The 13,583-nt window shown below is 55.6% G+C and carries 20 protein-coding genes and 1 pseudogene; 18 read left to right on the forward strand and 3 right to left on the reverse strand.

Annotation, left to right across the window (positions count from 1 at the left end; genetic code table 11):
* On the forward strand, window positions 1-721 hold a 721-nt coding region (locus HP459_RS15270), incomplete at its 5' end, for an SIR2 family protein (protein ID WP_171936419.1).
* 30 nt (window positions 722-751) lie between these two features.
* On the opposite strand, the gene HP459_RS15275 is transcribed toward HP459_RS15270, so the two are convergent.
* Together HP459_RS15275 and HP459_RS15280 are read right to left on the reverse strand one after the other, a co-directional pair.
* Window positions 752-1,777, reverse strand: coding sequence for a phage portal protein (locus HP459_RS15275; RefSeq protein WP_171936420.1), 1,026 nt, complete (start codon window positions 1,775-1,777; stop codon window positions 752-754).
* Entirely contained in the window at window positions 1,777-3,543 is a 1,767-nt protein-coding gene (locus tag HP459_RS15280) for a terminase ATPase subunit family protein (protein WP_171936421.1), read from the reverse strand. Before HP459_RS15280 ends, HP459_RS15275 begins: the two co-directional genes overlap by 1 nt.
* A gap of 142 nt (window positions 3,544-3,685) precedes the next feature.
* Here HP459_RS15280 and HP459_RS15285 point away from each other — a divergent pair, with 142 nt between their 5' ends.
* From HP459_RS15285 to HP459_RS15335, 12 genes and pseudogenes are all read left to right on the forward strand, one after another.
* Window positions 3,686-4,519 (forward strand): GPO family capsid scaffolding protein, encoded by an 834-nt coding sequence (locus HP459_RS15285; RefSeq protein ID WP_171936422.1) that lies wholly within the window; start codon window positions 3,686-3,688, stop codon window positions 4,517-4,519.
* Between the two features lie 16 nt (window positions 4,520-4,535).
* On the forward strand, window positions 4,536-5,597 hold the full coding sequence (locus HP459_RS15290; protein ID WP_171936423.1) for a phage major capsid protein, P2 family: 1,062 nt from the start codon (window positions 4,536-4,538) through the stop codon (window positions 5,595-5,597).
* Between the two features lie 3 nt (window positions 5,598-5,600).
* The gene (gpM, locus tag HP459_RS15295) at window positions 5,601-6,251 is read left to right on the forward strand and encodes a phage terminase small subunit (protein ID WP_045325543.1); all 651 of its coding nucleotides are present in this window, start codon (window positions 5,601-5,603) and stop codon (window positions 6,249-6,251) included.
* 93 nt (window positions 6,252-6,344) lie between these two features.
* Complete coding sequence (locus HP459_RS15300; RefSeq protein WP_171936424.1) at window positions 6,345-6,809, forward strand: head completion/stabilization protein; 465 nt, start codon at window positions 6,345-6,347, stop codon at window positions 6,807-6,809.
* On the forward strand, window positions 6,809-7,012 hold the full coding sequence (locus HP459_RS15305) for a tail protein X (protein ID WP_039029574.1): 204 nt from the start codon (window positions 6,809-6,811) through the stop codon (window positions 7,010-7,012). Before HP459_RS15300 ends, HP459_RS15305 begins: the two co-directional genes overlap by 1 nt.
* Window positions 7,013-7,015: 3 nt before the next feature.
* Window positions 7,016-7,231 carry an HP1 family phage holin gene (locus HP459_RS15310; RefSeq protein ID WP_039029573.1) on the forward strand — a complete coding sequence of 72 codons (216 nt, stop codon included), beginning with the start codon at window positions 7,016-7,018 and terminating at the stop codon, window positions 7,229-7,231.
* A pseudogene (locus HP459_RS15315) lies at window positions 7,212-7,721 on the forward strand (lysozyme). The gene HP459_RS15310 and the pseudogene HP459_RS15315 overlap by 20 nt, the downstream one beginning before the upstream one ends.
* 4 nt (window positions 7,722-7,725) lie before the next feature.
* Window positions 7,726-8,103, forward strand: coding sequence for a DNZ54_00345 family protein (locus tag HP459_RS15320; RefSeq protein ID WP_063945551.1), 378 nt, complete (start codon window positions 7,726-7,728; stop codon window positions 8,101-8,103).
* Window positions 8,100-8,528 carry an Rz-like lysis system protein LysB gene (lysB, locus tag HP459_RS23535; RefSeq protein ID WP_171936432.1) on the forward strand — a complete coding sequence of 143 codons (429 nt, stop codon included), beginning with the start codon at window positions 8,100-8,102 and terminating at the stop codon, window positions 8,526-8,528. The genes HP459_RS15320 and lysB overlap by 4 nt, the downstream gene beginning before the upstream one ends.
* Window positions 8,413-8,661 carry an Rz1-like lysis system protein LysC gene (lysC, locus tag HP459_RS23385; RefSeq protein WP_253939644.1) on the forward strand — a complete coding sequence of 83 codons (249 nt, stop codon included), beginning with the start codon at window positions 8,413-8,415 and terminating at the stop codon, window positions 8,659-8,661. Before lysB ends, lysC begins: the two co-directional genes overlap by 116 nt.
* Window positions 8,624-9,055: a phage tail protein gene (locus HP459_RS15330; RefSeq protein ID WP_171936426.1), complete on the forward strand. Its 432-nt coding sequence runs from the start codon at window positions 8,624-8,626 to the stop codon at window positions 9,053-9,055. The genes lysC and HP459_RS15330 overlap by 38 nt, the downstream gene beginning before the upstream one ends.
* Window positions 9,048-9,494 (forward strand): phage virion morphogenesis protein, encoded by a 447-nt coding sequence (locus HP459_RS15335; RefSeq protein WP_171936427.1) that lies wholly within the window; start codon window positions 9,048-9,050, stop codon window positions 9,492-9,494. The genes HP459_RS15330 and HP459_RS15335 overlap by 8 nt, the downstream gene beginning before the upstream one ends.
* A 4-nt stretch (window positions 9,495-9,498) precedes the next feature.
* Here HP459_RS15335 and HP459_RS15340 read toward each other — a convergent pair whose 3' ends face one another.
* Window positions 9,499-9,942 carry a hypothetical protein gene (locus tag HP459_RS15340; protein ID WP_171936428.1) on the reverse strand — a complete coding sequence of 148 codons (444 nt, stop codon included), beginning with the start codon at window positions 9,940-9,942 and terminating at the stop codon, window positions 9,499-9,501.
* Between the two features lie 85 nt (window positions 9,943-10,027).
* Between HP459_RS15340 and HP459_RS15345 the strand changes: the two genes are divergently transcribed.
* The 5 genes from HP459_RS15345 to HP459_RS15365 all read left to right on the forward strand — a co-directional run.
* Window positions 10,028-10,606, forward strand: a complete 579-nt coding sequence (locus tag HP459_RS15345; protein WP_171936429.1) for a phage baseplate assembly protein V — start codon at window positions 10,028-10,030, stop codon at window positions 10,604-10,606.
* A complete protein-coding gene (locus HP459_RS15350) occupies window positions 10,603-10,962 on the forward strand; it encodes a GPW/gp25 family protein (protein WP_063160889.1) in 360 nt (119 codons plus the stop codon). The genes HP459_RS15345 and HP459_RS15350 overlap by 4 nt, the downstream gene beginning before the upstream one ends.
* The gene (locus HP459_RS15355; protein ID WP_171936430.1) at window positions 10,949-11,857 is read left to right on the forward strand and encodes a baseplate assembly protein; all 909 of its coding nucleotides are present in this window, start codon (window positions 10,949-10,951) and stop codon (window positions 11,855-11,857) included. Before HP459_RS15350 ends, HP459_RS15355 begins: the two co-directional genes overlap by 14 nt.
* Window positions 11,850-12,455 (forward strand): phage tail protein I, encoded by a 606-nt coding sequence (locus HP459_RS15360; RefSeq protein WP_171936431.1) that lies wholly within the window; start codon window positions 11,850-11,852, stop codon window positions 12,453-12,455. The genes HP459_RS15355 and HP459_RS15360 overlap by 8 nt, the downstream gene beginning before the upstream one ends.
* A partial coding sequence (locus tag HP459_RS15365) for a phage tail protein (RefSeq protein ID WP_253939643.1) occupies window positions 12,452-13,583 on the forward strand: 1,132 nt, incomplete at its 3' end. The genes HP459_RS15360 and HP459_RS15365, both read left to right, overlap by 4 nt.

Here is a 13,583-nt window from a genome sequence, read left to right on the forward strand (position 1 = left end):
GCACACGCTTGAGTTATTTGAATCGCAAGTGAAGTTATATATTAAAAACAAATTTTCGAAAAAAATTCCACCTAATGATTTAAAGTTGAATCAGAGTGCAAGGTTTGGGCAGAACAAAAATAGTATTATATCTTTCTTTAAGAGCTTTCAAGAAGCTGCAGTGTTTGATGTTGTGACAACAAACTACGATATAGTAATTGATAAGGTGCTAAATCATGCCTTCCCGGGGCGTTCCATTACAAGAGGATTCCCGGTACATAATAATAACGTTTTAATGTGTCCTCAGCCTAAGGGTATAGGGTTGTATAAGCTCAATGGTGGATTTGAAGTTGTGTCTGAGAAGGATGGCTTTAAGATTGATTATGATTCTTTGTCAAACGCAAAAATAGTTCCTAATATTATTTTGCCCTCAAATGAACAGGACTATGGAGATAAATATTTTAAGACGGCTTTCGTGAAATCATCGGGCCAGTTGAGACAGGCCGATCTTTTGATTTTTATAGGGTACTCATTCCCAAAAGAAGATTTTATTATCAATTTTCTTTTAAATACTTTTCTGGATGGTGATAGTACAGAGAAAGAGACTATTATCGTTGGGAGAAATAAGAATAGTGCCGTTGATACTCATCAACGTGCTTGTGAAGTGTTTAAAGAATTGAATGATAAGTCGGCATTATATTATTATGGCGGGAGTTTTTCTGATCTGTGTCGACAATGCTAATATAACTGGCCTGCGTTGCAGGCCTACGTTCTATAACTTATATTCTACGAAGTTAATAATGTCATCGCCAATAAATGAATTCAATTCTTGAATCATTCTCTGAAGTGGTATCAATTCATTTCTCACGAACACTAAACTCGCTTTTTCCACATCTCCAAACCCCCCTACATTACTCGGCATAATCCCCATCATCTGCGGTGGAACACGGTGCGCTGCCATCATGTCATCCCGGCTCACGTTCTTGATATTCAAAAACTCATCCTTTGCCGCCACCTCTGACAGAGGGATGATCTGAATTCCGTCCTTTTTGCCGTTAGGTGAGTACATAAACAAGTTGCGGAAGTTGCCCGGCCCTTTGGCGCTTTTCATGGCCTGACGGATGTTGTTCACGTCCTCCTGGTTCTGCGCTGCATCGGTCATGTACATGATGAATCCCGCATGGCTGCCGTTGATGTAATACTTGCGGCGGAACAGCGTGGCGGACTCATTCAGCAGGGCGGAAGGGATGGCTGACAAGTATTCCGGCAGGCCGTAAATCTCCTGGTTCAGGTCCGGCTCCATCAGGTGAAAGATACTGCCTTTAGTGAACTCGTAGGGCTGCGTGGTCAGGCCGTATTGCACAAACCAGTAGGTATCCAGATCCACGCCGCGCCGGGTGTATTTCGCCAGTGATGGTTCCAGCGACAGAATGCCGCCGAGCCGGTTCGTTCGTTTCTCCAGATAAGCGTTACCAAATACCAGATAGTCCTGCACAAAGCGGCTGAACGCCTGCTGGCTCAGTAGTGGATGCGGGATAAAGGTGCTGGTCAGAATATTGCGTTTAACAGCAATCGGTGAGCTGTGGTGCACGGCGGCACGGTAGGTGCGAGCCAGCCCATCAAAACTGACCGGCGGTTCATACCATCTGTCCATCTGTACGCATTCTACATAGTCCAGCAGCTCGCGGCGGTCCAGCACCGGGATCGGATCGCCAAAGCTGAATGCTTCTGCCGATACGCCGCTGCTCTTTTGGATGCTTTGTTTAACTGCAGCTCGGTTTTTATTCCTATTGCCCATCAAAAAATCTCCACAATGTTGCTTGTATTGGCGGCTTCGCCCTGCAACGGTTCGTTAAATAGGGCGTGCATCGTTGCCCAGGCTAGGTCTGCATGGCTGGCCTCTTCGCTGCGACTGGCTTCGTAGGTCGGACGGTTTCCGCTGGCGGTGGTGGCGCGGCGGATAGCCATGAAAGATTGAGCGATATCGGTGTGTCCGGCGTCAAACTCCAGACGGCGGTGGCTGATAATGTCGTAGGCCTTGAGTACCAGGGCGTTTTTGACGCTGGGGTTGTAGACGAACTCGCGCACGGCAGGGAAGAACGCCTTCACGTTCTCATACACGCCGTGGCCGACGCCGGTGGAGTCGATGCCGATGTAGGTCACGTTGTACTGCTGCGTCAGTTTTTTGATGGCGTCTGCCTGAGCGCGGAAGTCCATCCCGCGCCACTGGTGCCGCTCCAGAATGCGAAACTTGCCGCCCGGCACCGTGGGTGGTGCCACCACCACGCATCCGGCGCTGTCGCCGTTCTGCGTACCTTTCGCCGGGTCATAGCCGATCCAGACTTCACGCCAGCCAAACGGACGCAGCGCCAGCGCCTGAAAATCGGACCAGACTTCCCAGCTGTCCACCATGCACGCCTGCAGCTCGCTCAGCGGGAATACTGACGCCAGATCGTCAATGAATTCGCACATTAGCAGGTTCTGGTATTCGTCCGGGCTGTACTCCATGCGCAGCTGGTCCAGGTCGAACAGGTTACAGCCGCCGCGCACCGCATCCTCCACGGTGACGATCTGGCGGTACTGGCCGTCAGGGCAAAGCAGGCCCGGGGCCAGATTGCCGTGGGTCAGGTCAATATCCACCTTGTCCGCTTTGGCGCGGCCCCGGTTGAACAGCGCGCCGGACCAGAACGGATAGGCGCTGTGTGTCAGGCTGGACGGGGTTGAAAAGTAGGTCTGCCGCCATTTTTTGTGGATGGCCATACCGGAGGCCACCTTGCGCAGCTCCTGGAATTTCGGTATCCAGAAATATTCATCCAGGTAGAGGTTGCCGTGGTAGCTCTGCGCCGTGCGGGCGTTGGTGCCGAGGAAGTACAGGCACGCACCGTTGCTGAGCGTCATCGGATCGCCTTTCAGCTCCACATCCACCTCTTTTGCAAAGTCGATGATGTACTGCTTGAAGACGTGCGCCTGTGCCTTGCTGGCTGAGAGAAATATCTGATTGCGGCCGGTGGTGATGGCGTCAATCAGCGCTTCCCGTGCAAAAAAGAAGGTCGCTCCGATTTGGCGCGATTTGAGCAGGTTGCGGATACGGTGGCGGTTGCCTGCCTCGTACCAGTGGCGCTGGTAGGCGAACATCGAGCCGTGGAAAACCTCCTGCAGCTTCTCGATCTGTTCGTCGGTGAAAACGTTCTTTTCGGGCTGGCGGCGCGGGCCTTTGTTGCGGTTGGCAACCTTCGGATTTAAATCTGCCTCGTTGCCGCCATCGTTAAATTTACCGATCCGGGCGTGGCGCTCTGACTGGCGCGCCAGCAGGTCAATTTCCTTGAAGTCTTTCCCTTCTTTCTGCTCCTTCATAACGAGCTGGCAGTAGCGCGCGGCGGTGGTGAGCTGCATCTGATCCAGCGGCCCATACTCGCCCCACTTGTCGCGCTTCTTCCAGCTGTGAACGGTTGCAACTTTCTCGCCCAGCATTTCTGCAATGCGGGCTACGCGGTATCCCTGAAAGTACAGCAGCATGGCCTGCCGACGGGGATCGAGGTCTGCGGGGGTCATTGTCGTGTTCATGGCCCAAACATACGGCCTTGCCCGGCGGCTTTCCCCGGCTGCGGTTTGTGTGGCTGACCGTACAAGCGCCGCGCGTTGTTTCACTCCCCCCATCACCGCAAACATAAGGCTCCAGTAAGTTTTTTCTAACGGAGCACGGCTCATGACAGTGAAAGCAAAGCGTTTCCGCATTGGGGTGGAAGGTGCCACCACCGACGGACGCGAAATCCAGCGCGAATGGCTGGTACAAATGGCTGCCAGCTACAACCCTGAGGTGTATACGGCACAAATTAACCTTGAGCATATTAAAGGCTATTCACCAGATGGCACGTTTAAGCGTTATGGGCATGTCACCAGCTTAACTGCCGAAGAAATCACGGAAGGGCCATTAAAAGGGAAAATGGGGCTATACGCCGAGATTAACCCATCGCCCGATCTGATTAGTCTGATTAAGCAGTGGCAAAAGCAATTCACCTCTATGGAAGTCAGCCCGAAATTTGCCGACACCGGCAAAGCCTATCTCGTCGGCCTGGCCGCCACTGACGATCCGGCTAGCCTTGGCACCGAGATGCTGGCTTTCAGTGCCACCGCCAAACAGAACCCGCTGGCTAACCGCAAGCAGAGTCCTGAAAACCTGTTTACCGCCGCCGAAGAAACGCTGATCGAACTGGAAGAAAACCAGGACGAAAAGCCGTCCCTCTTTGCCCGCGTCACCGCCCTGTTCACCAAAAAAGAGCAGACCGATGATGCGCGTTTCTCAGACGTGCACAAGGCCGTCGAGCTGGTCGCCACCGAGCAGCAGAACCTGAGCGAGCGCACCGATAAATCCCTGTCCGACCAGGACGCGCGCATTTCTGAGCTTGAATCCTCGCTGCAGGAGCAGCAGGCCGCCTTTGCCGAGCTTCAGCAGCAGCTGAGCCGTGAAGACAGCCGTAAAGATTACCGCCAGCGCGCGCCGGGCGGTGACGCACCGGCAGGCACCCTGACCAATTGCTGATGGAGCATAAAACCCGATGAAAAAGAATACCCGCTTTGCCTTTAACGCCTACCTGCAGCAGCTGGCACGCCTGAACAACGTGGAAGTGGAAGAACTATCCAGCAAGTTCACCGTGGCCCCGTCCGTGCAGCAGACGCTGGAAGACCAGATCCAGCAGTCCGCCGCTTTCCTGACGCTGATTAACATCACGCCGGTTGCGGAACAGTCCGGCCAGCTGCTTGGCCTGGGCGTTGGCTCCACCATTGCCGGAACCACCGACACCACCACCAAAGAGCGTGAACCTACCGATCCGATGCTGATGGAGGACGTGGAATATAAATGCGAACAGACCAACTTTGACACGGTGCTGACCTACGCAAAGCTGGACCTGTGGGCGAAATTCCAGGACTTCCAGGTGCGTATCCGTAACGCCATCATCAAGCGTCAGGCGCTGGACCGCATCATGATCGGCTTCAACGGCGTGAAGCGCGCCAAAACCTCCAACCGCGCAGAAAACCCGCTGCTGCAGGACGTGAATAAGGGCTGGCTGCAGAAAATCCGCGAAGACGCGCCGGACCACGTTATGGGCAGCACCACCCAGGACGGCACCACCACGGCAGGCGCGGTGAAGGTGGGCAAGGGCGGCGACTATGTCAACCTGGACGCCGTGGTGATGGATGCGGTTAACGAGCTGATCGACGTGGTTTACCAGGATGATGACGAGCTGGTTGTTATCTGCGGCCGCGAGCTGCTGTCTGACAAGTATTTCCCGCTGGTTAACAAAGAGCAGGAAAACAGCGAGAAAATTGCCGCCGATCTGATTATCAGCCAGAAACGCATGGGCGGCCTGCAGGCGGTGCGTGCGCCGTTCTTCCCGGCCAATGCCCTGCTGATCACCCGTCTGGATAACCTGTCCATTTACTGGCAGGAGGACACCCGCCGCCGTTCTGTTATCGACAACCCGAAACGTGACCGGATTGAAAACTTCGAATCCGTCAACGAAGCGTACGTGATTGAAGACTACCGCTGCGCGGCCCTGGTCGAAAATATTGAAATCGGTGATTTCAGCGCGCCAGCTGCGCCGGAAGGTGGGGAGTAACGCATGAGCCTGAGTCCCGCACGGCAGCACCGCCTGCGCATTCAGGCCGAACAGGCCGCCCGGGAGGGCGGCAGTGTTCGCCATGCGTCCGGCTATGACCTGATGCTGCTGCAGCTGGCAGAAGACCGCCGCCGCCTTAAGGGTATCCAGTCCACCGTGAAAAAGGCGGCAATCAAGGTGGAGCTTCTGCCGAAGTATGCCGCCTGGGCGGAGGGCGTGCTGGCTGCCGGAGGTGCGCAGCAGGATGACGTGCTGATGTACGTGATGCTGTGGCGTATCGATGCCGGTGATTATGCCGGTGCGCTGGAGATCGGGCGTCATGCGCTGCGCCATGGCTGGGTGATGCCGCTGGGCAACCGCAACGTGCAGACCGTTCTGGCGGAAGAAATGGCGGACGCCGCACAAGGCGCCCTGCTGGCCGCCGCCGGTTTTGATGCCGATCTGCTCCTGCAGACGCTGGAACTGACTACCGATCTGGATATGCCGGACCAGTCCCGGGCACGCCTGCATAAAGCCATCGGCGCGGTACTGACCGAAAGCAACCCGGCTTCTGCCCTGAATCACCTTACCCATGCGCTGCAGCTCGATCCCCGCTGCGGCGTGAAAAAAGAAAAGCAGCAGCTGGAGCGCAGATTGCGCAGTGACAGCCGCTAACGAACGTGCCCCGCGCACGGGCGGCACGGGGTGGCGAAAGGCACTGCCACATCAAAACCCCGTCCACCGCCCACTATTTCAGGAGAAAGCCGCATGCAGTTTATTGCGCCAGAACAGGCACCGGAACAGGCGGACGTTATTAAAAATACGCCGTTCTGGCCTGATGTGGACCTGTCGGAATTTCGCAGTGTGATGCGCACTGACGGCACGGTGACGCAGCCCCGTCTGAGGCAGATTGCGCTGACAGCCATTTCCGAAGTTAACGCTGAGTTGTACGACTTCCGCAACCGCCAGCAGGTGCTGGGCTACCGGGATCTGGCTGACGTGCCGGCGGAAATGCTGGACGGCAAAAGCGAGCGCATCCAGCACTACCTTAACGCCGTGTATTGCTGGGCGCGCGCCGTGCTCAATGAGCGTTACCAGGATTATGACGCCACGGCGTCGGGGGTAAAGCGAGGGGAGGAGCTGGCGGAGGCCAGCGGCGATCTGTGGCGTGATGCCCGCTGGGCTATCAGCCGGGTGCAGGATGCACCGCACTGCACGGTGGAGCTTATCTGATGAAAGTGCGTGCGCACCAGTATGACACGGTGGACGCGCTTTGCTGGCGTCATTACGGGCGCACGCAGGGTGTCACCGAGCAGGTTCTGCAGGCAAATCCGGGGCTGGCTGAGTATGGCCCTTTTTTACCGCACGGACTGCAGGTGGAGCTGCCGGATATTCCGGCGACAACCACGGCGCAGACCGTCCAGCTATGGGACTGAATTATGACGCTTGAACGAATCAGCGCCTTTATCACGTACTGCATCGCTGTTTTGCTGGCATGGCTGGGCGATCTGTCGCTTAAGGATGCTTCAACGGTTGGCGGCGTGCTGATTGGTGTGCTGATGCTGGCTATCAACTGGTACTACAAGCACAAAACCTACCAGCTGCTGCGCGACGGGCAAATCACGCGGGGGGAATATGAATCCTTCAATCGTTAAACGCTGCCTTGTCGGGGTGGTGCTGGCTATCGCCGCCACGCTGCCGGGTTTTCAGTCGCTTCATACCTCAGTTGAGGGGCTGAAACTGATTGCTGATTTCGAAGGGTGCCGCCTGCAGCCTTACCAGTGCAGCGCGGGTGTCTGGACTGACGGGATCGGCAATACGTCCGGTGTAGTGCCCGGTAAAACCATCACGGAACGGCAGGCGGCGCAGGGGTTAATCAGCAATGTGTTGCTGACGGAAAAAAGGCTGGATGCGTGCCTTAAGGTCAGGCCCCCGCAGCATGTTTACGATGCGCTGGTAAGCATCGGCTTCAACGTGGGCACCGGCGCAATATGCCGATCCACCATGGTGTCCTACATCAACCGCCAGCAGTGGTGGCAGGCATGTAATGAGCTGCCGCGCTGGGTTTAAGTCAACGGTAAGAAAAATAAAGGGCTGGAGAACCGCCGCGCGCGGGAGCTGGCCTGGTGCTTAAAAGGAGCGTAACGGAATGAAAAAGAAAGTTATCAGCGTTTTTTTCCAGCTGGCATGGGCCGCACTGTTGGTCATCAGTTTGTTTTATCCCCGCAGCGGCGCGCCTGTTCTGGTTGGCGCGTCTGTCTGGGTGTCCTGCATCCTCGCCTGGCTGCTTGCGGCACTGTGCGCTGTGGGGTGGTTCGCCGGAGATCGGGCGCGCGATGAAGTCAGGGCGGCATTGCTGAAGTTCAGGGAGCACCCCGTAAAACCCGTGCGTACATGGGCCATCAGGCTGTTGATTGTTCTTTGCCTGGCGTTTTCGGGATGGGTGATCACCCTGGTGTTTTACCTGCTGACGCTGGTTCTTTACCAGATTGCCCGCGTGCAGCTTCATGAGCCGACGGCAGCCTGATGCGGGCGCTGGCGGTAGTGCTGGCGTTGACGCTCGCGGCGCTGGGCTGGCAGTCGTGGCGGCTTAACAATGCCAGCCACACCATCGAGACGCAGGGCGCGGCGCTGAAAAGCAAAGCGCAGGAACTGACGAAGAAAAACAGCCAGCTCATCAGCCTGTCCATTCTTACCGAAACCAACAGCCGGGCGCAGATGCAACTTTATGCTGCAGCGGAGGATACTTCCGCGCTGTTGCGGAGTCGCCAGCGCCGGATCGAGGAGCTAAAACGTGAAAACGAGGATTTACGCCGCTGGGCTGACACTCCTTTGCCTGCTGACATTATCCGGCTGCGGGACCGCCCGGCCCTCGCCGGAGGTACAGCTTACCGTGAGTGGCTGTCCCAGAGTGACGCAGTGCCGCCTGGAAAGGTCAGCGCCGCGCAATAACGGCGATCTGAATGCGGTGCTGGATGAAACGGAGGCCGCCTGGGCGGCATGTGCTGACAAAGTGGACACGATAATTGCGTGTCAGGAGCGAAACAGTGAACAAGCCGCAGTCTTTACGCAGCGCCCTGAATAAGGCGGTGCCGTATGTCCGCAGTAACCCGGACAAACTGCACCTGTTTGTGGATAACGGCTCACTGGTGGCAACCGGGGCCAGCACCATGTCATGGGAGTACCGCTACACCCTGAACGTCGTGATCGAGGATTTCAGCGGGGACCAGAATCTGCTGATGGCTCCCGTTCTGCTCTGGCTCACGGACAATCAGCCGGATGCAATTAATAACCCTGAACTGCGCGAAAAGCTGTTCACCTTTGACGTGGATATTCTGCGCAATGATGTGTGCGATATCAGCCTGAACCTGCAGCTGACGGAGCGCGTGCTGGTCAGCACTGACGGGGGCGTGTCGAGCGTTGAAGCGGTGCCGGAACCGGACGTACCGGAAGAAATGTGGACGGTGAAGCATGGGTGATCTGCAGAGGGTGGATGACTGGCTGGCGGCGTTGCTGGCGAATCTGGAGCCTGCCGCACGCAGCCGCATGATGCGTCAGCTGGCGCAGGAATTGCGCCGCAGTCAGCAGCAGAATATCAGGCTGCAGCGAAACCCGGACGGGAGCGGATACGAGCCGCGCCGGGTAACGGCCCGCAGCAAAAAGGGCCGCATCAAGCGCCAGATGTTTGCAAAACTTCGCACCACTACATACCTGAAAACCGCTGCCAGCGCGGATTCTGCCAGCGTGCAGTTTGACGGCTCAGTACAGCGTATTGCCCGTGTTCACCATTACGGCCTGCGTGATCGCGTCAGCCGCAAAGGGCCGGAGGTTCGCTACTCGCAGCGCCGCCTGCTGGGCGTGAATGATGAAGTAGAAAACGTAACCCGTGACACCCTGCTGCGCTGGCTGTCACATTGATGTTTCAGACATTATTGACTTTGTCGCTATCAACCAATAAGTCGGCAATACTTAATGCAAATCTAAATATAACTGTGGCGATAAGAATTATTATTCCAGCCATAAATAATCTCGGGTAGGGTGTGAATGCTGACGTGAGAATATTGGAAATAGATAATTCTCCTTTTGATTTGTACAAAAATGAGTAGAGAGCATAGCAAAATACAAATGCTGTTTCGAAATTCCAAAGGGCATTAAATAATTCTTTGGCTATTTTGTTATGCCCTTTTCTTGTTAAGTTCTCACAAAAAGAGAATGTTGCATAAAACCCAATCGCAAAAAATAGCATGAACCAAGTAAATTTAGTTTCTGATATTGTTGAAAATAAACAAAGGAAAGGGGCCATGGAAAAAATGGCTATATTGTCGAATAACGTTTTTTTGAAACTTCTTTTTTTCCAAGGTCTCATAAATTTTCCATCCGATGAATTGTTTGTTGCATCTTACAAAAGCCTAGGGATGCAATCACCTAGTTTTATATGTGAATTTAAAGCCATGAACATACAACTGACCGAAATCATGCGCCTTATCACCAACCTGATCCGCACCGGCACCGTGACCGAAGTGGACCGGGAAAACTGGCTGTGCCGGGTAAAGATTGGCGAGCTTGAAACCAACTGGATTAACTGGCTGACGTTGCGGGCCGGAGGCGGCCGCACCTGGTGGCGCCCGTCGCCGGATGAACAGGTGGTGGTGCTGAGCATGGGCGGGAACCTTGAAACCGCCTTTGCGCTGCCTGCCATTTACTCCAATCAGTTTGCGCCGCCGTCGGATTCTGTGGACGGCTGCGTGACGGAATACCCGGACGGGGGCTGGTTTGAGTACGAGCCCGCCACCGGGCGCTGGCACGTCAAAGGTATCAAATCCATGGTGATCGAGGCGGCTGACAATATCACTCTGAAAACCAGTGAGTTTGTGGTGGAGGCTGATAATACCCGCATTAACAGCGAAGTCGTGATTAATGACGGCGTCACCCAGGGCGGCGGCGCTATGAGTTCTAACGGGATCGTGGTGGATAAACACGGGCACACCGGCGTTAAGTCCGGCGGCGATACGTCAGGGGGCCCGGTATGACGCTGTATATCGGCATGAGCCAGGGCAACGGCAGGGCCATTACCGACACGGACCACCTGCGCCAGTCTGTCCGGGATATTCTGCTGACCCCGCAGGGAAGCCGCATTGCACGGCGTGAATATGGCTCTCTTCTGTCTGAACTGATAGACCAGCCGCAGAACCCGGCGCTGCGCCTGCAGGTCATGTCTGCGGTCTATGTGGCCCTGAGCCGCTGGGAGCCACGGCTTACGCTGGATTCCATCACCATCAGCAGCAGCTTTGATGGCTCCATGGTGGTTGAGCTAACCGGGAAACGCAATAACGGCGCGCCGGTGTCCCTTTCGGTATCAACAGGAGCAGACAATGGCAGTAATTGACCTTTCCCAGCTCCCCGCACCGCAAATCGTTAAGGTGCCCGACTTTGAATCATTGCTGGCTGAACGTAAGGCCGCGTTTGTGGCCCTGTATCCGGCAGATGAACAGGACGCGGTGCGGCGCACGCTTGAGCTGGAATCTGAACCCGTCACCAAACTGCTGCAGGAAAACACCTACCGCGAGATTTTGTTACTGCAGCGCGTCAATGAGGCCGCGCAGGCGGTCATGGTGGCGTATGCCATAGGGGGCGATCTCGATCAGATGGCGGCCAACTATAACGTGAAGCGCCTGACGGTAACGCCTGCCGACAACGACGCGGTGCCGCCGGTCGCAGCGGTTATGGAAAGTGACGAGGCGCTGCGCCTGCGTGTTCCTGCTGCATTTGAGGGGCTGTCCGTTGCGGGGCCGACGGCGGCCTATGAGTTTCACGCTAAAAGCGCGGATGGGCGAGTGGCTGACGCCAGCTCAACCAGCCCGGCACCGGCGGAGGTGGTGCTTACCGTGCTGAGCCGTGAGGGCGACGGAACGGCAGCGGCGGACCTGCTGGCGGTGGTTGAACAGGCGCTTAACAGTGAGAACGTGCGGCCGGTTGCTGACCGTCTGACGGTGCGCAGCGCTGAAATTATTCCGTACAGCGTGGATGCGACGATCTTTCTTTACCCAGGGCCAGAAGCTGAGCCGGTGATGGAGGCGGCAAAAGCCAGCCTGCAGAAATATATCGCCAGCCAGACGAGGCTGGGGCGTGATATTCGCCGCAGTGCTATTTATGCCGCGCTGCATGTTGAAGGTGTGCAGCGTGTTGAGCTGGCCTCGCCGCTCGCTGATGTGGTGCTGGATAAGACACAAGCCGCTTCATGTAAGGAATGGAGCGTAACCAACGGGGGAACGGATGAATAGTCTGCTTCCTCCTGGTTCATCGGCTCTTGAGCGCCGACTTGCTCAGACCTGCAGCGGAATTTCCGATCTGCAGGTGCCGCTGCGGGATTTATGGAGCCCGGCAACATGCCCGGTCAAGTTTCTGCCGTATCTGGCGTGGGCCTTTTCGGTTGATCGCTGGGACGAAAGTTGGACCGAAAGCGTGAAGCGCCGCGTGGTGCAGGATGCGTTCTATATCCATCAGCACAAGGGCACAACCAGCGCTGTGCGGCGTGTGGTGGAGCCGTTCGGCTTTCTGATCCGCATCATTGAATGGTGGCAGACCGGCGAGGCGCCGGGCACGTTTCGCCTGGATATTGGGGTGCAGGACCAGGGCATAACAGAGGAAACCTATCTGGAGCTGGAGCGCCTGATTGGTGACGCCAAACCCTGCAGCAGGCATCTGATCGGCATGTCCATAAATCTGCAGACTAGCGGGCCGTATATTGTGGGAGCTGCCACTTACAGCGGCGAAGAAATCACGATTTACCCGTATATCAACGAAACCATCATTTCTGGTGGTTCTGCCTACGAGGGCGGCGCCGTCCATGTTATTGACACAATGAGAGTGAACCCATGAGCGCAAAATTTTATACCCTGCTGACGGATATCGGCGCGGCGAAATTGGCAAATGCCGCCGCGCTCGGTGTTCCGCTGAAAATCACACAGATGGCGGTGGGGGATGGCGGAGGCGTGCTGCCAACGCCAAACGCACAACAGACAAAGCTGGTCGGTGAAAAACGCCGTGCAGCTCTGAATATGCTGTATATCGATCCGCAGAACAGCAGTCAGGTGATAGCTGAGCAGGTGATACCTGAAACAGAGGGCGGTTGGTGGATTCGTGAAGTTGGGTTGTTTGATGAAAGCGGCGCGCTGATTGCTGTCGGTAATTGCCCGGAGAGCTACAAGCCGCAGCTGGCAGAGGGCAGCGGGCGCACACAGACAGTGCGCATGGTGTTAATTACCAGCAGCACCGATAATATTACGCTGAAAATTGATCCTTCCGTGGTGCTCGCTACCCGTAAATACGTGGATGATAAGGTACTGGAGCTTAAGGTGTATGTGGATGAGCTGATGGCGGCACATCTTGCGGCAGCTGATCCGCATTCGCAATATGCACCAAAAGCCAGCCCGACGTTTACCGGCACCCCAAAAGCCCCGACGGCGGCAGCTGGTAATAATTCCACTCAGCTTGCAAATACTGCTTTTGTGCAGGCCGCTATTGCAGGGCTTGTTGGTTCCTCACCTGCAGCGCTTGATACATTGAACGAACTGGCGGCGGCGTTAGGTAACGATCCTAACTTTGCGGCCACTATGACTAATGCTCTGGCGAACAAGCAGCCTCTGGATAACACACTGACAGCCTTGTCAGGAAAATCTATTGCGGCCATTCTCGAATACCTTGGTTTAGGAAGTTCCAAATTCGTAATAAGTCGGGGCAGAAATGCTAACGGATCATGGGTCATTTGGTCTGATGGCGCCATTGAGCTTATGGGGTATGGAGTAACTATTGATAATGGTCTGGCAACAGTGAATTACCCAATCGAGTTGCCTGATTTAAGTCGCTTGATCAGTATTGCCGAACGTATTTCCGCTGATCCTGGTATTGGGGCCAACGTCACCCACTCATCTATGGTTATTGATTCATTGACAACAAAAGCTGGTTTCAAGGCTCGCTGCATAATGTCTGCTACGGGCAATCCATCAA

Source organism: Enterobacter sp. CM29 (genome assembly GCF_013179605.1).
Classification (GTDB): domain Bacteria; phylum Pseudomonadota; class Gammaproteobacteria; order Enterobacterales; family Enterobacteriaceae; genus Enterobacter; species Enterobacter intestinihominis.